Consider the following 19,776-nt stretch of genomic DNA (forward strand, 5'->3'; position numbering starts at 1 on the left):
TTACTTAATAATTTCACCTTGATTAATTCGGTAAAGTTTCGCATTATTCATGATTTCATGATCAATACCGTCTACCGATGTAGTTGTTACGAAGGTTTGTACTTTATGTTGAATTGTACTGAGTAAATGCGTCTGACGAGAATCATCAAGTTCACTTAAGACATCGTCTAATAATAAAATCGGATATTCTCCGACTTCAATGTTCATTAATTCTATTTCTGCTAGTTTAATTGATAAAGCGGTTGTTCTTTGTTGACCTTGAGATCCATAGGTTTGAGCATCCATGTCATTCACATTAAATCCTAAGTCATCTCTATGTGGACCGTATAAACATACTGCTCTATCCATTTCACGTTGTTGATATTCATTCAATAACATGATGACTTCATCTAATAATTCACTCTTATTTTTACTTGTATCGCTAAGTTTAATACTTGGTAAATATTTTAGAGATAATGTTTCACGTTGGTTCGTAATACCAGCGTGGATAGGCTGTGCTAAAGCCTCTAATTCTTCAATAAATTGCTCACGTCTTAAAGTGACATTAAGCGCATATTGTGCAAATTGTTGATTTAAAACCTCTAGCATCGTTTTATCTGTTTTTTGACCAAGTTGTAACTGCTTAAGATAATTATTTTTTTGTTTGAGAATACGTTGATATTGAGCTAAATCGTTGAGATATACTGCAGAAATTTGCCCTAATTCCATATCTATAAATCGTCTTCTAATTTGAGGAGAACCTTTAACAATATTTAAGTCTTCAGGTGCAAAAAGAACCACATTTAGATGTCCAACATACTGTGTTAGTCGACTTTGTTCCAAGTGGTTCACTTTAACTTGTTTACCTTTTTTAGTTATATACATCGTTAATGGCATGGTTCCGTGTCTATAACTTAGCTCACCCTCTATTTTAGCATACTCAGAGTTAAACCGTATAAGTTCCTTGTCATTGGAGGTTCGGTGACTTTTAGCTAAAGCAAGGACGTAAATTGATTCAAGTAAATTTGTCTTTCCCTGTGCATTTTCTCCAATAAGAATATTCACTTCAGGATGACAATTTAACGTAACCGCTTCATAGTTACGATAGTTTTCTAATTGGAGTGTTTTAAGCTTCATTGCTCACCTTGATGAATAATAATAAATGAATCGATATCTGGAATATCAGGGAAGTCGATACGATCTTGGTCAGCTAGCTTTTTTCCACGACGTGTTTCACGTTCGCCATTTAATAAAACATCGTAATCTTGTAAGAACCATTTTGCTTGTCCACCTGATTCGATGATACCTTCTGTTTTAAGAAATTGACCTAACGTAATCTCGCCTTCAACTATTACTTCTTGAACCAAAATAATCACTCCATTTCTTTATATATCATTACTATATTATACCTTTTTTAGGAATAAATTTCATTTAAAATGAAGTGTGAAACCGTTTACTTTTAAATAAGTTTTTGTTATTTTAAATTGTTATGTAAAAAATAGATGATTTTTTGAAATTATGACAAAAATAATCAGAGACAATATCTCAATTTTTAATTTTAAGGCCTATTTCAGCGAATATAATGAGTTGTAGATAAAAACCACGTTTTACTAAATTTAGCTTCACTATGAACCTCTGAGATAGTTTAAAATTACTGTTTTAATCAATAAAAAAGTAGAACAGTAATTCAATAAGAACTCTGTTCTACTTTAACTTTTTAATTAATCTTTAATGACTAGTATGTTCTGATTGGTAAAATGAGTTGAGTGACTGAATCATCTGCTTTTGGTTTTAAGATAAATGGTTTCATCGTACCAAAGAATTCTACTTCAACTTCATCATTATCAATTGCTTTTAATGCGTCCATCATATATTTTGAGTTGAATGAAATTTTCAAATTGCCACCTTCAACATCAGTTGCTGTAACTTCTTCTTTTACTGTACCGATTTCTGGTGATGTAGATGATAATTCTACAACCTCATTTCCAGTACTTAATTTAATTACGTTATTTCCGCCTTCACGTGCAAGTAATGACGCACGATCTATCGCATGATAGAATTCTCCGTTATCTAATCCTAATTTGATTTCATAGTTTTCAGGGAAAAGACGTGTTGTATCAGGATAATGACCTTCTAATAAACGTGAAATAAAGTTTACGTTACCGACCTTGAACAATACTTGATTAGATGCAAAGAAGATATCGATGTCTTCATCATTATCACTCATAATTTTATTTAATTCAGATAATGCTTTACCTGGAATAATAACATTTTTATTTTCCGATTCATCTTCAAGCTTTAATTTTCTTACAGCCAAGCGGTGTGAATCCGTAGCAGTGCATATTAATTCATTATCTTGTATAAGCCAGTTCACACCAGTTAAAACTGGGCGTGTTTCTGAGGTGGACACTGCAAAGTTTGTTTGCGCAATAATGTTTTTAAGTACTTTTACAGATAATTGAATTGCATCATCACGTGATACTTGCGGTAATAATGGATATTGTTCAGGATCTAAACCACTTAAATTAAATTCTGAATGTCCTGATGTGATAAGGGTTTGAAACTGTTCATTTGTTGATAATTTAACATCTTTGCCTGGTAATTTTTTAATGATGTCAACAAAGAAACGACCAGGAAGAACCACTGATCCAGTTTCAGTAATATCAACAATATCTTCTCCATCTACTTGTTTAGGAATCGTGATTTCAATTGAAATTTCTGAGTCAGAACCAGTTAAGATAACGTTATTATCTTTAGCATCAATTTTGATACCTGTTAAAATTGGTAAAGTTGTTCTTGGTGAGATTGCCTTTAATGTATCATTCAATTGTGTGATAAAGTAATCTCTTTTTATTGTAAATTCCATTATTAATTTAAACTCCTTCCAGTCGTTTATACTTAAATTATATAGGTTTTAAAATCATAGTAATAGTAGTAGGGCTTGTGGATTAGTGGATATCTCATGAAACACCTTTTATATCAAAGTTATGCACATGTGGATAAGTTGTTAATGATGTGTATTACTTTTTCACATTATCCACAATTTAACCTTTTCTAGATTCTTGCTATATTTATAAAATTATTTAGAAGCACAGTCATCTTTGATATTGAATGTCATATTTTAGCAATGCTGTTATATAACAGATTCATATTTCCTATTACTGTTTACGTATTTCTTTTTCTAAATCTTCGACTTCTTGTTTGAAAATTGGATCCGCCTTAATATCATTCGAAATTTTTTCGTGTGCGTGAATAACTGTAGTATGATCGCGTCCTCCAAATTCCTCACCAATTTTTGGTAATGAAAAATCAGTTAATTCTCTAGATAGATACATTGCGATTTGTCTTGGATAGGCAATCGACTTTGTTCTTTTCTTAGCACTAAAATCTTCGATGCGTACATTGTAATAATGCCCAACTACTTTTTGAATATCTTGAATCGAGATTTTTTTAGATTTGGGAACTTGAATAATATCTTTTAATGCTTCAGCAGCAAGTTCTGTTGTAATCGGTTTACCTTGTAATTTTGAATAAGCAAGTAAACGCGTTAAAGCTCCTTCAAGTTCACGAATATTTGATTGAATTTGATTTGCAATATAATTCAATGCTTCTGCTGGAATTTCTAAGTTCTCTTCTTCGATTTTTTTCTGCAAGATGGCCATACGTGTTTCATAATCTGGTGGCGTGATATCAACAATGAGACCCCATTCAAATCGAGAACGTAAGCGATCTTCAAGTTTTGCTATTTCTTTAGGTGGACGATCACTTGAAATAACAATTTGTTTTTTATTTTGATGTAATTCATTAAATGTGTGGAAAAATTCTTCTTGTGTTTGTTCTTTATTTTGAATGAATTGAATATCATCAATTAATAATACATCGATATTTCTATATTTTTCTCTAAATGCTTCAGGTTCATTGTTACGAATGGATTTAATAAAATCATTTGTAAACTTTTCGCTTGAAGTATACAGCACTTTGGCATTCGGTTTATTACTTAGTACGTGATGACCAATGGCATGCATTAAATGCGTTTTCCCTAATCCTACGCCTCCATAGATAAATAATGGATTATAAGCTTGTGCAGGTGCTTCAGCTACAGCTAAGCTTGCTGCATGTGGGAAGCGGTTGCCAGGACCAATCACAAATGTATCAAACGTATTATGCGTATTAAATTGATCGATATCATCATGGCTATCATCAATGGCAGACGTTTTGTTTACAGTATTTGATTGTTTACGACTCGTTTCGTCAAGTTCAGCAAGTTGTTCAGCAGTGTAAAATTTTGGATCAACTTCATAACCAATGATGTCTTTCATAATTGTTTGAATTACATCTTTATAATTTGAGTTTAACCAATCAGCGTAAAACTCATGAATAACAAAGATGTAAGCAACATTGTCGCGAATTTCTTTAAGTTCAGTGTCTTTTAAAAACGTATTAAACGTTGTTTTCGAAATCTCTGACTCAGCTACTTCTAATACCTTTTTCCAAATTTCTTGTTCCGACATATATAAACTCCATCTTTCTATAAATTTAAGACTTGTACACAGTTTTTATAAGAGTGGATAAAAATAATCACAGCATGTTAATAATTATCCACAAGTTAATCACATTCGGTGGATAACTTTATATATGCTATGATTTATACACAGTAAAAACACGTATAGAATTTATAAACAAATCCTATAAGATAAATGATTCAGACGACTTATCCACACAATTATACTTTTTAACTGCAATAGATGTCAAATGGCTGTGAATATGTTTGTAAATTTGGTATAAATCTGTGAATATATGATTGATTATCCACAAAAAATTAAATATTATATGTGAATAAGTGGATAAAAAATGATACCATAATTCAATGTACTATAACAGGTTTGGGAAATAATTTATAAACGTGTATTAAATATGTATAAAATTGAGAAACTACTAAATCAATGAAATGTATAAATATTAAAAATGAAAATGATATAACTAAGAGAGCGTCTTGAAAATCATTAATTGGTTTCAAAAGCTGCTTGCTTTATAAATGGTAATTTGTTATATTGTAGTAGTTGCTTGAATTATGACTAGATAAAATCGAATTAAATCAAAATTATTTGATATTAACAATTATCATTTATCTATTAAAATAGTCAGGTTCATTAGAAGTAGATTTAGTGAACGAGATATAATATGTAGATGGAGGTGTTTTGCATGGTAAAACGTACTTATCAACCAAATAAACGTAAACATAGTAAAGTTCATGGTTTCAGAAAACGTATGAGCACTAAAAATGGCCGTAAAGTTTTAGCGCGTCGTCGTCGTAAAGGCCGTAAAGTTTTATCAGCATAAGATCACTGACTTCTCAGTGGTCTTTTTTTTCGTTTTAAACCAATGCATTTTAATAGATCAATGTAACATAAAGAACAATGTAAGCGAGTGATTTAAGCATGGAGAAAGCTTATCGTATAAAAAAGAACAGTGATTTCCAAAAAATCTATAAGAAGGGAAAATCTGTAGCCAATAGACAATTTGTTGTGTATACATTAAAAAATGAGTATGAACATTTTCGTTTAGGCATTAGCGTTTCTAAGAAAATCGGAAATGCTGTAACTCGAAATCGTATTAAGCGTGCCATTAGAGAAAATTTTAAAGTGCATAAGCAAGATATGATTTCAAAAGATATTATTGTAATAGCGAGACAACCTGCTAAAAACATGTCAACTTTAGAGATTCAAGGCAGTTTAGAACATGTATTGAAAATAGCAAAGGTATTTAATAAGAGAATTAAATAAATTTAGACTGACGGAAGTCTAATGTTAGACAAACCGAAGACTAACCAGTAGATTATAAAACAATATATTCGCAATTTAATTAGAAACTTATTACAATATTATATTGAAATTTTACTTAACTAGGGAGGCGAGAATGGATAATGGATTATGATACAATTACAAGTATTTCAACTCCAATGGGAGAAGGTGCAATTGGTATTGTACGGTTGTCTGGTCCAGAAGCGGTTGAAATAGGTGATAAGTTATATAAAGGAAAGAAAAAATTAAAAGATGTTCCATCACACACTATTAATTACGGTCATATTATAGATCCTGAGACTCATGAAGTGGTTGAAGAAGTGATGATTTCAGTTTTACGTGCACCAAAAACCTTTACACGTGAAGATATTATTGAAATTAATTGTCATGGGGGTATTTTGACAATTAATCGTATACTAGAACTTACTATGACACATGGCGCTAGAATGGCGGAACCCGGCGAATATACTAAGCGTGCGTTTTTAAATGGCCGAATTGACTTATCTCAAGCAGAAGCAGTCATGGACTTCATTCGTTCTAAAACGGATAGAGCCTCTAAAGTTGCAATGAATCAAATTGAAGGTCGTTTGAGTGATTTAATTAAACAACAACGTCAATCGATATTAGAAATTCTTGCCCAAGTTGAAGTGAACATTGATTATCCAGAATATGATGATGTTGAAGATGCAACAACGGAATTTTTACTTGCGCAATCTAAAAAAATTAAAAATGAAATTGATCAATTATTAGAAACCGGTACTCAAGGTAAGATTATGAGAGAAGGATTATCTACAGTGATTGTCGGTAAACCGAATGTAGGTAAATCTTCAATGCTAAATAATCTTATTCAAGATAATAAAGCCATTGTCACTGAAGTAGCTGGAACAACTCGAGATGTATTAGAAGAATACGTTAATGTACGTGGTGTTCCATTAAGACTTGTTGATACAGCAGGTATTCGTGATACTGAAGATATTGTAGAAAAAATAGGCGTAGAGCGTTCACGTAAAGCATTAAGCGAAGCGGATTTAATCCTTTTTGTATTAAATAACAACGAACCTTTAACTGAAGAAGATCGTACATTATATGAAGTCATAAAAAATGAAGATGCTATTGTTATTGTTAATAAAACAGATTTAGAACGTCAATTAGATATTGAAGAAGTTAAAACTATGATAGGGGACACACCACTTATTCAAACATCAATGTTAAAACAAGAAGGTATCGATGAATTAGAATTACAAATCAGAGATTTATTCTTTGGTGGAGAAGTACAAAATCAAGATATGACTTATGTTTCAAATTCAAGACATATCTCACTTTTAAAACAAGCAAGACAAACAATTCAAGATGCTATTGATGCAGCTGAAGCTGGTATTCCTATGGATATGGTTCAAATTGATTTAACGCGTACATGGGAATTATTAGGAGAAATTATTGGAGAATCAGCAAGTGATGAATTAATTAATCAGCTATTTAGTCAATTCTGTTTAGGTAAATAATAAAAATTAAGACGGTCAGTAGTCTAAAATGAATAATAATAATTAAGGAAAAATAGGGAGGTCCATTCAATGGTTCAAGAATATGATGTAATTGTTATTGGTGCCGGTCACGCTGGAATTGAAGCGGGATTAGCTTCAGCAAGACGTGGTGCTAAAACGTTAATGTTAACCATTAACTTAGATAATATCGCCTTTATGCCATGTAACCCATCAGTCGGCGGCCCAGCAAAAGGAATAGTAGTACGTGAAATCGACGCATTAGGTGGCCAAATGGCTAAAGCCATTGATAAAACACACATTCAAATGCGTATGCTTAATACTGGTAAAGGTCCAGCAGTTCGTGCATTACGTGCTCAAGCTGATAAAGTGCTTTATCAACAAGAAATGAAACGTGTCATTGAAGATGAAGATAACTTAGATATCATGCAAGGTATGGTAGACGAATTATTGATTGAAAATGATGAAGTTAAAGGTGTACGTACAAACATAGGTACAGAGTATCATGCGAAAGCTGTAGTCATCACGACAGGTACATTCTTACGTGGTGAAATCATTTTAGGGAATATGAAATATTCAAGTGGTCCAAACCATCAACTTCCATCTATTTCATTAGCTGATAATTTAAGAGAACTTGGGTTTGAAGTTGTGCGTTTTAAAACAGGTACACCGCCACGTGTGAATTCTAAAACCATCGACTATTCTAAAACTGAGATTCAACCTGGCGATGACGTTGGTCGTGCGTTTAGTTTTGAAACTACCGAATACATTTTAGACCAACTACCTTGTTGGCTCACGTATACAAATGATCGTACACATAAAGTTATTGATGATAATTTACATTTATCAGCCATGTATTCAGGTATGATTAAAGGTACAGGTCCACGTTATTGTCCATCTATTGAAGATAAATTTGTACGTTTTAACGACAAACCACGTCATCAACTTTTCTTAGAACCAGAAGGACGTAATACGAATGAAGTTTATGTGCAAGGCTTATCAACCAGTCTTCCTGAACATGTTCAACGTCAAATGTTAGCTACTATTCCAGGTCTTGAAAAAGCAGATATGATGCGTGCAGGTTACGCGATTGAATATGATGCGATTGTGCCAACACAATTATGGCCAACATTAGAAACTAAAATGATTAAAAACTTATACACTGCAGGGCAAATTAATGGTACATCTGGTTATGAAGAAGCAGCAGGCCAAGGCATTATGGCAGGTATTAATGCTGCAGGTAACGTATTAGGTACAGGCGAAAAAATTCTAAGTCGTTCAGATGCTTATATTGGTGTCTTAATTGATGATTTAGTAACAAAAGGAACGAATGAGCCTTATCGTTTATTGACTTCTCGTGCTGAATATCGCTTATTATTACGTCATGATAATGCCGACTTACGTTTAACTGATATTGGTTATGACTTAGGCATGATTTCTGAAGAACGTTATGCACGTTTTAATGATAAACGTCAACAAATTCAAGATGAAATTGACCGTTTATCAAATATCCGTATTAAACCGAATGAACATACGCAATCTGTGATTGAAGCTCATGGTGGTTCTCGCTTAAAAGATGGTATCTTAGCCATTGATTTATTGCGCCGTCCTGAAATGACGTATAATACAATTTTAGAGATATTAGAAGAAACGCATCAGTTACCAGAAGCGGTAGAAGAACAAGTTGAAATTCAAACGAAATATGAAGGTTACATCAATAAATCATTACAACAAGTTGAAAAAGTTAAACGTATGGAAGAAAAGAAAATTCCAGAAGACTTAGATTATAGTAAAGTGGATAGTTTAGCTACTGAAGCACGAGAAAAATTATCAGAGGTTAAACCATTAAATATTGCGCAAGCATCACGTATTTCAGGTGTTAATCCTGCAGATATTTCTATCTTACTTGTATATTTAGAACAAGGTAAATTACAAAGGGTGAAAAATTAATGAGTGGCATCGAATGGTTAACAAAAGCGTTAAGTGAGCAAGGTATTGAATTAACAGATCAACAACAACAACAATTTCAAACCTATTATCGTTTGCTTGTTGAATGGAATGAAAAAATGAATTTAACAAGTATTACTGATGAGCATGAAGTTTACTTGAAACATTTCTATGATTCTATTACAGCTGGATTTTACTATGATTTTAATCAGCCATTAACACTTTGTGATGTAGGGGCTGGCGCTGGATTTCCAAGCATTCCTTTAAAAATTGTTTTTCCAGAATTGAAAGTTACCATTGTCGATTCATTAAATAAACGTATTAAGTTTTTAAATCATTTAGCAGTTGAACTTGGATTAACCCAAGTAAGTTTTGTTCATGATCGAGCAGAAACATTTGGTAAAGGTGTCAATAGAGAAACATATGATGTGGTAACAGCACGTGCAGTGGCAAGACTTACTGTTCTAAGTGAGTTGTGTTTGCCGTTAGTTAAAAAAGGCGGCCAGTTTATTGCATTAAAGTCTGCAAAAGGTGAAGAAGAATTAGCAGAAGCACAATTTGGTATAAGCATCTTAGGTGGAGCGTTTAGTGATTCTTACACGTTTGATTTACCAGAAGATGCAGGTGAACGACAAATGATTATAGTTGATAAGCGCCGTCAAACACCTAAAAAATATCCTAGAAAACCTGGTACGCCTAATAAAGCTCCTTTATTAGAAAATTAATCAATTTTTCGGTTACTCATGTTAAAATTGATTTTAAGAGGAGTGAATGGACAATGAAAAAACCTTTTTCTAAACTATTTGGTTTAAAAAATAAAGAAGACATCGTTGATTATATTGAAGAAAATCGTCATTCAAGTGTGGAATCCATTCAAATAGAGCGTATCGTACCTAACCGTTATCAACCGCGCCAAGTGTTTGATTCAAGTAAAATTACAGAACTTGCTGAGTCGATAGAAGAACATGGGTTATTACAACCCATTGTCGTTCGACCTATAGAAGAGAATATGTATGAAATTATTGCTGGTGAACGACGATTTAGAGCATTACAATCCTTGCATCAATCTAAAGCAGACGTCATTATTCGTCATATGAATGATGAAGAAACTGCTGTAGTCGCCCTTATTGAGAATATCCAACGTGAAAATTTATCTGCAATAGAAGAAGCCGAAGCTTATAAAAAGTTACTTGAAATTGGACAAACCACTCAAAGTGAGTTAGCGCAAAGTCTTGGAAAAAGCCAAAGTTTTATTGCTAATAAATTACGCTTACTTAAATTAGCACCAAAAGTAATTGTACGATTACGTGAAGGTAAAATTACAGAACGTCATGCACGTGCAGTATTATCCTTAAAAGAAGCGGATCAAGAACAATTGATTGAACAAGTTATTGCTCAGAAATTGAATGTCAAACAGACAGAAGCTCGTGTGAAACAAAAATTAGCTCCTGAAAAAGTAAAAGCAAAAACATTCCAATTTGCTAAAGATTTGACACAAGCACGTGATGAAGTTGGTAAGAGTATTCAAGCCATTGAAGACTCGGGTATTCATGTTGAGCATCGTGATAAAGACCACGAGGATTATTACGAAATTAAAATAAAACTATATAAACGTTAATGACTAAAAGAACAGGTAGAATGAATGTTGTATTCAGTACTCTGTTCTTTTTTTGTCAATTCTTTTATAATAATTGATTTTTTATTTCATATTTACATAGTTTGAAAATAGAATTACAATATTAATAAACGAAACGTATCGTTTAATAATTAAGGTAAGAAGGGTTTCATGTGTTCGGAATATCAATTTCAAGTGCGATACTTCATTTTGTGATTGGAGGTATCGCTGTTGCCTTTGCATCAATGATGGCTGAGAAAGTAGGAGGAAAAATGGGCGGCATTATTGCGACTATGCCGGCAGTCTACCTAGCAGCTATTATTGCTTTAGCTATAGATCATCGAGGAGAACGGCTGATTCAAATGTCGATACATCTTAGTTCAGGAGCTATAATAGGTATTATTTCTTGCATCATTACAGTATTGATTACGTCGCTTTATATAAGTAAACGAGATTATAAAAAAGGTACAGCGTTTGCATTTATTTGTTGGTTAGTCATTTCAATTGCTATTTTTGCAGTACGACATATTTCTTAATATTTGGAGGACTTTTTAATGAAATTAACTTTTATCAAATTTCTCGTGGGTGGTTTAGCCGTTATGTTAAGTTATATTATTTCAGTTATGCTACCTTGGAAGGAATTAGGTGGCGTTTTTGCAACATTACCTGCAGTATTTCTTGTTTCTTTATTTATTACTGGTATGCAACATGGGGATGTCGTTGCTAAACATGTTAGTAGAGGTGCAGTTTTTGGTATGACAGGTGTATTATGTAGTATCTTAGCAACATGGGCAATGTTATATTCTACACATGAGTGGTTACTTAGTATTTTGGTTGGTTTTGTTGTATGGTTTATTAGTGCAGTAATTATCTTTGAAATTGTAGAATTTATTTCACGTTTAAGAAGGAGAAAAGATGGCTGGAAGACCGAAAGATCCAACAATCAATGAAAAAATATTTAAAGAAATTGATCAGTTATTAGAAACGACTTATTTTAGAGATATAACAATAGATCAAATTTCTGAAAATACTGGTGTTTCTAAAGCGACGATTTATAGACGTTGGAAAGATAAATCATCTATTATTGTCGATATGTTTGTCAGTCGAATCCACGTTTTTGAAAATGATTATAAAACGATGTACGATGAATTGTATCATTTTCTAATAAGAATTATGAATATTTATCAAACTCATTTAGGTCGTGCTGTGATTGAAATATTAATTAGTTATCAAAAATCTGAAGCACGTGACATATTTATGAAAGGTTATTTTGATAGCAATCGTAAAATATTGAAGACTATTATTTCTAAATATATTGACGAAGCGGACCAAGATTTATTTATTGATTTAATTTTTTCACCGATTTATTTCAATATATTAATTAAACCTAACGTCCTTAATGAAACTTATATTAAAAAGTTATTAAAAGTAATTTTAGATGCATATAATATTGAATAATAAAAATATTGAAACTATAAGAAATTAGAGTATAATTCTTATTCTTATATAACCCGTAGATGATTTTAATCTATGGGTTTTTTATTAATAATCAGTATTATACGATTTCGCTTTCCTAGGGGATGGTTTCAGTTTATGTCAACTCAAAGTCTTTTCATGTTTATTTATGATTAAGGTCTCAATCTTTAATTTGTCCTACCCCTTTAGGAATTTCACCACCAATACTTTGCTTATATTTGTTCTAAAGATCTTAAAATATTGCGATATACTAAAATGTAAAACATTTTTTACACTAAAACTAAGATAATGTAAAAGAAAATTGATAGCCTTTTATTAGAAAAAACGCTTTTATAAATATAGTATTATGATTTTAAAAATTAAATAAAAATAGTTTAATTTATAACGAGGTGAATGAATGAATATCGGTCAACAAATAAGAAAATATCGAGAAAGAGATGAATATTCTCAAGAATACTTAGCAGAAAAATTATATGTTTCTAGACAGACAATATCAAATTGGGAAAATGAAAAGAGTTATCCAGATATTCATAATTTACTAGTAATGTGTGAGTTGTTTGATATCTCACTAGATGATTTAGTTAGAGGAGATTTAAATTCAAATAAACAAGAATCTATAAAAAGAAAAATGAACATTTGGTCGTTAGTTATGATTATTGGATTTACTTTGTCTTCTATACTTATAGGTCCTCTCTTATATTATTTTAATTCATGGGGATTTATAATAATTGCTATTCTTTTTTTAATTAGCTTTTATAGTGGTACTCAAATAGATAAAATTAAGTATAAATATAATTTAGATAACTACGATAGAATAGTAGCTTTTATGAATGGTAAAGATCCAAACGAAGTAAAATCTAGTGAAAAAAGGAATCTATTTACTAGTATATTATCTTTTATTTTTATAGTGGGTTTATTTTTATGTATGTGTTATTTAAGTATATATTTAACAGAGATATTTTTAAAATATTAATGAAAGAGAAGCTCAATTTATTTTGAGCTTCCTTTTTTATTCTAATGGTTATTTTTTTCGTATCTTTTCAAAATATAGCCACCGCCAAGTAAGCCTACCGGCACACCAATAAATGGCGTTGTAATGCTACTAACAACTAATACTATCAGAGCTAACATGATACCATTAAACCAATTTACTTTTAAACTTACTAAGTCGTCATATGCGTGTTGAATCATTTCTTTAATAGTCATTTTAACATGTCCTTTCAATTTATTATTTAAATGGCGTCTTTAATGATGCGTTCTGAATGAATGAACGAAATAACTGCAAATATCAGATATACGAGCGAATAGATAATCATAACAATGAAGATAGGTGTCAATGTATAATTACCTATTAAGATCATAAATGCGTTTGCTGCAAAAAAGGCATGGAGTAAAGAAACAACTAATGGTAAACCGAAATTGAATATAATTTTTAAGGCTAGTCCTTTTATCATATCAGTATTTGTAAAACCAATACGTCGCAGAATACGATAATTATTTATTTCATCTTCAGTTTCATCCATTTGTTTAATATAAATAATGCAACCAGCTGCCACTAAAAATGCAAGACCTAAGAAAGAAGTGACAAATATAAGAATGCCATTACTTTCATCAATTGCTTTTTTGGTTTCACTTTTTAAAACTACATTTTGGTTTCCTTTTTTAGCTAATGTTTCAGCTTTTGAAAGATCGCTATGATGCTTAATATTAAAACCATAATGATGTGTAAGTTGATTTTTTGTTTTTAAAGCATTATAGTTGTCTGCGCTAATTTTAAGTACTGGTCCACCCAGTGAAGCATCCATTGGAATGATTTCATTTAAATCTTTTTTATCTACATAAAATGTCTTTACTTGTTGCCCTTTTAGTTTTAAATCTTTATGAATTTGAACATTAAACATCATTGAAAGTGGACCTTGTAAATTTGTAATTGTAGCGTGATGACCTTTGATATGAGGATCAGCCATAATTGATATACTTTCATTTTGCATTGCATTACCCGTTTTACTTTTAATGACATCATTTTCAATAATATGGGTATTGGCATTTTCATACGTTTTTTTTGTATATGGTATACCGTGTTGGTTAAGTTGATGTTCAAATTGTTGGGCCATCTTTACTTTAGTAAAGTTAATATCTTGAGGTGACGATGATTGAATATTAAAGTCAGCATTTGCTTTACTAATTGCTCCGAAACACAATATTGTTACTGTAACTGCTGAAATGACTGTAATAATAGTTAAAGACATCGCATTTTTCTTCATTCTATACATAATCGAAGATGTAAAGACGACATCAGTGATAGAGACACGACCCTGTTTTGATTTTTTTAAAGATTTAAAAATAATTGAAACTGAACTTCTGAAAAACAAATATGCGCCTACTACAGTTAAGAATAAAATAATAAATGGCGTTAATAAGGCCATTGTTAATTCTTGAAATTTACCAAACATTTCTGTAGACATATAATAACCTAACATCATCATTATGAGTCCAAGAATACCAGCAATACATTCTGGCGTGGTGATTTTCGCTTTTACTGCTTCTGTTTTCATACTGTCTTTCATCATAGAAAGTATGGTTCTTCGTTTTAAAAAGATCGCATTTTCTAACATAATTAAAATAAACGCTAACATTAGCATGATCATTGTTTGAATTAAAGCAGCTACTTCAAATCCTATAGATGCATGAATGTGTAAATGCATCAGTTTTATTAATATTGAAAGCAATAATTTTGAACCTAAAATACCAATGATAACGCCAATAATGCCTGTACTAATAAATAAAGTGATTTGTTCGATAGCAAGCATTCTAAGAATGTTACCACGTGTTAGTCCAATGAGTTCGAATAATGCAAATTCACGTGTACGACGTTTAATAAATAGATGGTTCGCATACATTAAGAAAATGATAATCGTAATGAATAAAAAAACTGAACCAACTTTTGCACCTTGATTGATTATTTTTGATGAACCATTATTTAAGCTATGTGTGTATTGTAATGTGACAAAACTAAAATATAAGATGATGCTTAAGATTAATGAAAAAAGATATAATACATAATGTTTGATATTACTTTTTAAATTCTTTAATGTAATTTGATTAAACGTCATTTGCCACACCGCCTAGGGCTGATTGTAATTGAATAATTTCATTGTAAAATGTAGATTTTGTTTTACTTTGTTGATGAATGTCTGAATGAATATCGCCATCTTTTAACATAATGACACGTTGTGCAAAACTTGCTGCTGAAGGATCATGAGTAACCATAATAATCGTACTATTAAATTGTTTGTTCATATCTTCTAAGCGATGAAGTAAATCTTGTGCACTTTTTGAATCCAGTGCACCTGTGGGTTCATCTGCAAAAATGATGGATGGTCGATGTACAAAAGCACGTGCAGCAGCTGTACGTTGTTGTTGACCTCCAGAAATTTCACTAGGATATTTATCACTTAAATCATAAATACCAAGTGCCTCTGTGACGTCTTGATAGTTTTTTTCCATTTCATCTTTTTTCATTTTTTGGACAGATAATGGCAACATAATATTTTCTTTAACTGTTAATGTAGGTAAAACGCTATAATCTTGGAAAATAAAACCAAGTTCTTTCTTACGAAATTGTGCTAATTTTTTATTAGACAACTGGTTTATCTCATTGCCACTGATTTCTACAGTACCGTCTGAAATGCTATCAATCGAACTGATAACATTAAGAAGGGTTGTCTTACCTGAACCAGATGGGCCCATAATTGCAACGAATTCTCCTTTATCGACTGAAAAATTAATATCGTGTAGTGCTTTAAATTTTTGTTTCGTTCCATAAATTTTTGATACATGATTAACGTTTAAAATAGGCATGATTCTCATACTCCTTGTAAGTTTTATAATTTTTCTTTCGCTTTAGTTGGAATGTCTGATTGTTTTACTTCTTTATATGATGTAATGGTGTGAGATTTTTCGCTTACAACTAAGTAATGATGTTGTTTTAATTTTTTAGACGCTGTGTAATCAATGTTTTTAGCTTTACCATCTTTGGTGTAACCTGTTTGATTGTAATGGTAGATGTAGAAGTCTTTTTCCTTATCAATGACTTCCACTTTTGATGGTTTTTGAGTCTTAACATAATACTCATGCGTTGGTGCTAAGGGATTTAATTTATTCCAATCATTGATAGAACGATTGTTAGGATGTTGGTCTGAATATGCGTTTAATCCAAATAAACCACCTATAATGACTACAATAATGACAAGAATAGTTAATATGATTCTTAATAATAATTTCAATCTCATCACTCCTTATCTCTATTACACTTCTTATTTTAAAAGAGTGAATGAAGCGGTGCCTTTATCTAACCTTACAAAGTAAGAGGGATATCTTACGAATGTGAAAGATTCAAATAGAAATCAATCGTAAGAAGAATGAAACGTGTTTGAAAAGTATGTATGATAGAGTAGAAGTCATCGAGAATAAAACAAATGATAGGCGGGATGAAATGTGAAACGAGAAATCATGGAGTGGGTTATATCCATTGTAGTGGGGCTACTGGTTGTTATTGTAGTAACAAAGTTTATTGGCGAATCCTATACAGTATCTGGGTCTTCGATGTATCCAACGTTTCAAGATCGCAATAAAGTGATTATAAGTAAAATTTCTAAATCTATGAATCACATTGATAATGGTGATGTCGTTGTATTTCATGAAGATTCAAAACGTGATTTTATTAAACGTGTGATTGGTACACCAGGGGATACAGTAGAATATAAGGGAGACCAATTATATGTAAATAATAAAAAAGTGTCTGAACCGTATTTAGATTACAATAAGAAACACAAACAAGGTCAATATTTAACAGGCTCATTTAAATCAAGTCAAATTAAAGGTTCAAATGGTGAAATGAAACTTCCTAAAGATAAATATTTAGTTTTAGGAGATAATAGACAAAATAGTATAGATAGCCGATTTGATGTTGTAGGTCTAGTAGATAAAAAACAACTTGTAGGTAAAGTCGTTTGGAGATATTGGCCATTTAATGAATGGAAGACTAACTTCAATCCAGGAACATTTTAAAAATAAAGTCACAACGAATGTCTTCAATTCGCTGTGACCTTTTATTTTATAGTAGAGTTTTAGAAGATATCTTATACAAACTACAAGAGTAGATAGAATTCATTTTGAATGTGTCGTCCCCAAAAAAGAGGACTAAGGTTGAAAAAAGCTTGCGACAAATGCATGTTCAATTCAATAATCGGCTATCAATAAAAAAACTGAGACATTTAATGATGTCTCAGTTTCTGTCCTATTTGATTTTAGATTGTTGAGTTGTGTTATTTTTAATATAGTCCTTTTTACGTTGATGATCAGGTTGTAAGGTTAAACCTAAGTATTTTCTTTCTTGATTTGCATCTTTGAAAAATGAAATCATCATTAAAATAACAACAAAACTAAATGGTAATGCTGAAATAATAGCAGCAGATTGCAGCGCATCTAGACCTGTCGATCCACCAGATAATAAAAGTACATAGGCAATCGCTGATAACATCACGCCCCAGACAATTTTAACAAAACCCGATGGATTTAAACGACCAAATGATGTTTGCATGCCTAATACAAATGTAGCTGAATCTGCGGATGTAATAAAGAATGAGCCTACTAAGATAATAGCGATAAATGACAAAATTGTACCCATAGGCATTTCATTGAAAATACCAAATAATTGTGTTTCAGGTGGCATACTAAAGATATGTTTAGATTGCTTACCAATTTCAATACCAGTAATACCAAAGGCTGTAAACCATAGCATACTAATAATTGTAGGAACACCTAATACTGCTATAACGAATTCACGGATCGAACGACCTTTTGAAATACGTGCAATGAAGATACCTACAAATGGTGACCAACTCATCCACCAGCCCCAATAATAAATCGTCCATGACTGTAACCATTCATGTTTTTGTGAGTTAAGTGGAGCAACATCAAAGCTATTAAAAATAAGAGTATTCAAATATTCACCAATTGAGGATGTAAACATATTCATAATTAAAATTGTAGGGCCTACAATAAGAATAATAATAAATAACATCGCAGCTAAAAGCATATTTAAATTACTTAAATACTGAATACCTTTGCTTAAGCCACTCCAAGCACTAATTAAGAATAAAACTGTAACAATTAGAATAATAATGCCTTGAATAAGTTTATTGTTTGGCACTCCAAATAAATAATTTAAACCACCGTTAATTTGCATGGCGCCAACACCAAGTGACACTGCAACCCCAATAATAGTAGCAAAAACGGCTAGAACATCTATAACAGTACCTAATGGACCTTCTACTTTATTTCCGAAAATAGGACGTAATGTATGAGAAATGAGTCCTAAGTCATTTTTTCTAAACTGTGTATATGCAAGAGCCAATGCAACAATACCGTAAACTGCCCAAGGATGTAGTCCATAATGTAAGAAACTTGAACGCATGGCTTCAGCTAGAGCAGCTTCTGTTTCTTTACTCGCTGTTGGTGGCGATAGATAATGTGAAATGGGCTCAGAAGATCCATAGAATACAAGTCCAATACCCATACCTGCACTAAATAGCATTGTTAACCATGAAATGGTATTAAATTCTGGTTTATCATCAGGCTTTCCTAACTTAAGCTTTCCAATTGGATGAAAAATAAGTGTGATACAAAATATCAGAATAATGCTAATAAGTAGCATATAGTACCAACCAAACGTTTCTGTAATAAAACTTCCGATTGCTCCAGAAATTGAACCAAATTGATTAGGGAAGATGGCTCCAATAATTACCAGTAACCCTACAATAACTGAAGCAAAAATAAACACATTTGAAAACTGTTTAGATTTGTTTTCCATGTATTTAACTCCTTTCAAATTTAATAAAACAGATGTATAAAAGATTAACATATATCGAATAAAGAGCAATATAAAATTTTAAAAATATTTAATAAATTCATATTTTTTAGCAAACTTAGCATATTAATATGTGTATAATTTATTGAATATTTTGAAAAAAGAAATAAAGTACTGTATATTTTTATTTATCAAATATATAAAGATATTAAACTGAAAATATTAGAGGAACGTGAAGCGGAACAATTATTTACACTCGTGGATTCAAATCGTGACTACTTAGCAGAATTTCTACCATTCGTTGAATATACGAAGAAGATGGAAGATAGTAAACACTTTATCCATTTAGTGTTACAGCAATTTGCTCGTGGAGATGGATTTCCATATCCTCTTTAGTAGCGGTTTTTTTCTTTAAGGTTCATTAATAATTATATAAGCGGGTGGGATAGTTATGATCTTTGGTTATCAAATAGATAAAGATATTAAATTAAAGATATTAGAAGAAAGAGAAGCAGGGCAGTTATTTAAATTAGTAGATAGTAACCGCAAATATCTAGCAGAATTTCTACCATTCGTTGAATATACGAA

Annotated in this window: 20 protein-coding genes and 2 pseudogenes; 13 read left to right on the top strand and 9 right to left on the bottom strand. The window is 31.4% G+C overall.

Going from position 1 to position 19,776, the window contains the following annotated elements:
• The 4 genes from recF to dnaA form a co-directional block, all read right to left on the bottom strand.
• Nucleotides 1–1,116, bottom strand: a complete 1,116-nt coding sequence (gene recF / locus HMPREF2881_RS00130) for a DNA replication/repair protein RecF (protein ID WP_002488115.1) — start codon at nt 1,114–1,116, stop codon at nt 1–3.
• Entirely contained in the window at nt 1,113–1,355 is a 243-nt protein-coding gene (gene yaaA / locus HMPREF2881_RS00135) for a S4 domain-containing protein YaaA (RefSeq protein ID WP_170999996.1), read from the bottom strand. The genes recF and yaaA overlap by 4 nt, the downstream gene beginning before the upstream one ends.
• Nucleotides 1,356–1,714: 359 nt before the next feature.
• Entirely contained in the window at nt 1,715–2,848 is a 1,134-nt protein-coding gene (gene dnaN / locus HMPREF2881_RS00140) for a DNA polymerase III subunit beta (RefSeq protein WP_025987126.1), read from the bottom strand.
• Nucleotides 2,849–3,137: 289 nt separating this feature from the next.
• Nucleotides 3,138–4,490, bottom strand: coding sequence for a chromosomal replication initiator protein DnaA (gene dnaA / locus HMPREF2881_RS00145; protein WP_002488122.1), 1,353 nt, complete (start codon nt 4,488–4,490; stop codon nt 3,138–3,140).
• A 691-nt stretch (nt 4,491–5,181) separates the two neighbouring features.
• Between dnaA and rpmH the strand changes: the two genes are divergently transcribed.
• The 10 genes from rpmH (at nt 5,182) to HMPREF2881_RS00195 (ending at nt 13,290) form a co-directional block, all read left to right on the top strand.
• Nucleotides 5,182–5,319 (top strand): 50S ribosomal protein L34, encoded by a 138-nt coding sequence (gene rpmH, locus HMPREF2881_RS00150; protein WP_000240855.1) that lies wholly within the window; start codon nt 5,182–5,184, stop codon nt 5,317–5,319.
• A gap of 98 nt (nt 5,320–5,417) precedes the next feature.
• Entirely contained in the window at nt 5,418–5,762 is a 345-nt protein-coding gene (rnpA, locus tag HMPREF2881_RS00155; RefSeq protein WP_002488120.1) for a ribonuclease P protein component, read from the top strand.
• A gap of 140 nt (nt 5,763–5,902) precedes the next feature.
• Complete coding sequence (mnmE, locus tag HMPREF2881_RS00160) at nt 5,903–7,282, top strand: tRNA uridine-5-carboxymethylaminomethyl(34) synthesis GTPase MnmE (protein ID WP_002488098.1); 1,380 nt, start codon at nt 5,903–5,905, stop codon at nt 7,280–7,282.
• 69 nt (nt 7,283–7,351) lie between these two features.
• Nucleotides 7,352–9,229 carry a tRNA uridine-5-carboxymethylaminomethyl(34) synthesis enzyme MnmG gene (gene mnmG / locus HMPREF2881_RS00165; protein WP_002447946.1) on the top strand — a complete coding sequence of 626 codons (1,878 nt, stop codon included), beginning with the start codon at nt 7,352–7,354 and terminating at the stop codon, nt 9,227–9,229.
• Nucleotides 9,229–9,951 (top strand): 16S rRNA (guanine(527)-N(7))-methyltransferase RsmG, encoded by a 723-nt coding sequence (gene rsmG, locus HMPREF2881_RS00170; RefSeq protein ID WP_002488106.1) that lies wholly within the window; start codon nt 9,229–9,231, stop codon nt 9,949–9,951. Before mnmG ends, rsmG begins: the two co-directional genes overlap by 1 nt.
• Nucleotides 9,952–10,004: 53 nt before the next feature.
• Nucleotides 10,005–10,844: a nucleoid occlusion protein gene (gene noc / locus HMPREF2881_RS00175; RefSeq protein ID WP_002447985.1), complete on the top strand. Its 840-nt coding sequence runs from the start codon at nt 10,005–10,007 to the stop codon at nt 10,842–10,844.
• Nucleotides 10,845–11,014: 170 nt separating this feature from the next.
• Nucleotides 11,015–11,377 (top strand): DUF3147 family protein, encoded by a 363-nt coding sequence (locus HMPREF2881_RS00180; protein ID WP_002488103.1) that lies wholly within the window; start codon nt 11,015–11,017, stop codon nt 11,375–11,377.
• Nucleotides 11,378–11,395: 18 nt separating this feature from the next.
• Nucleotides 11,396–11,791, top strand: a complete 396-nt coding sequence (locus HMPREF2881_RS00185; protein ID WP_017175629.1) for a DUF3147 family protein — start codon at nt 11,396–11,398, stop codon at nt 11,789–11,791.
• A complete protein-coding gene (locus tag HMPREF2881_RS00190; RefSeq protein ID WP_002454547.1) occupies nt 11,757–12,299 on the top strand; it encodes a TetR/AcrR family transcriptional regulator in 543 nt (180 codons plus the stop codon). Before HMPREF2881_RS00185 ends, HMPREF2881_RS00190 begins: the two co-directional genes overlap by 35 nt.
• 415 nt (nt 12,300–12,714) lie before the next feature.
• Complete coding sequence (locus HMPREF2881_RS00195; protein ID WP_002454546.1) at nt 12,715–13,290, top strand: helix-turn-helix transcriptional regulator; 576 nt, start codon at nt 12,715–12,717, stop codon at nt 13,288–13,290.
• A 41-nt stretch (nt 13,291–13,331) separates the two neighbouring features.
• Here HMPREF2881_RS00195 and HMPREF2881_RS00200 read toward each other — a convergent pair whose 3' ends face one another.
• The 4 genes from HMPREF2881_RS00200 to HMPREF2881_RS00215 are packed head-to-tail and all read right to left on the bottom strand — an operon-like array spanning nt 13,332 to nt 16,609.
• On the bottom strand, nt 13,332–13,523 hold the full coding sequence (locus HMPREF2881_RS00200) for a VraH family peptide resistance protein (RefSeq protein ID WP_002447970.1): 192 nt from the start codon (nt 13,521–13,523) through the stop codon (nt 13,332–13,334).
• Between the two features lie 26 nt (nt 13,524–13,549).
• Nucleotides 13,550–15,430: an FtsX-like permease family protein gene (locus HMPREF2881_RS00205; RefSeq protein ID WP_002488117.1), complete on the bottom strand. Its 1,881-nt coding sequence runs from the start codon at nt 15,428–15,430 to the stop codon at nt 13,550–13,552.
• Nucleotides 15,420–16,178 (bottom strand): ABC transporter ATP-binding protein, encoded by a 759-nt coding sequence (locus HMPREF2881_RS00210; protein WP_002448021.1) that lies wholly within the window; start codon nt 16,176–16,178, stop codon nt 15,420–15,422. The genes HMPREF2881_RS00205 and HMPREF2881_RS00210 overlap by 11 nt, the downstream gene beginning before the upstream one ends.
• Before the next feature lie 23 nt (nt 16,179–16,201).
• Entirely contained in the window at nt 16,202–16,609 is a 408-nt protein-coding gene (locus HMPREF2881_RS00215) for a YxeA family protein (RefSeq protein WP_037555695.1), read from the bottom strand.
• Nucleotides 16,610–16,814: 205 nt separating this feature from the next.
• Between HMPREF2881_RS00215 and lepB the strand changes: the two genes are divergently transcribed.
• A complete protein-coding gene (gene lepB, locus HMPREF2881_RS00220; protein WP_002447986.1) occupies nt 16,815–17,387 on the top strand; it encodes a signal peptidase I in 573 nt (190 codons plus the stop codon).
• Between the two features lie 229 nt (nt 17,388–17,616).
• On the opposite strand, the gene HMPREF2881_RS00225 is transcribed toward lepB, so the two are convergent.
• The gene (locus HMPREF2881_RS00225) at nt 17,617–19,191 is read right to left on the bottom strand and encodes a BCCT family transporter (RefSeq protein ID WP_002488125.1); all 1,575 of its coding nucleotides are present in this window, start codon (nt 19,189–19,191) and stop codon (nt 17,617–17,619) included.
• A gap of 177 nt (nt 19,192–19,368) precedes the next feature.
• Here HMPREF2881_RS00225 and HMPREF2881_RS11370 point away from each other — a divergent pair.
• A pseudogene (locus HMPREF2881_RS11370) lies at nt 19,369–19,569 on the top strand (RimJ/RimL family protein N-acetyltransferase); the annotation flags it as partial.
• A 73-nt stretch (nt 19,570–19,642) separates the two neighbouring features.
• Nucleotides 19,643–19,776, top strand: a pseudogene (locus tag HMPREF2881_RS00230) (RimJ/RimL family protein N-acetyltransferase); the annotation flags it as partial.

Origin of the sequence: Staphylococcus sp. HMSC057A08 (assembly GCF_001812925.1) — a bacterium.
Lineage (GTDB): Bacteria > Bacillota > Bacilli > Staphylococcales > Staphylococcaceae > Staphylococcus > Staphylococcus hominis.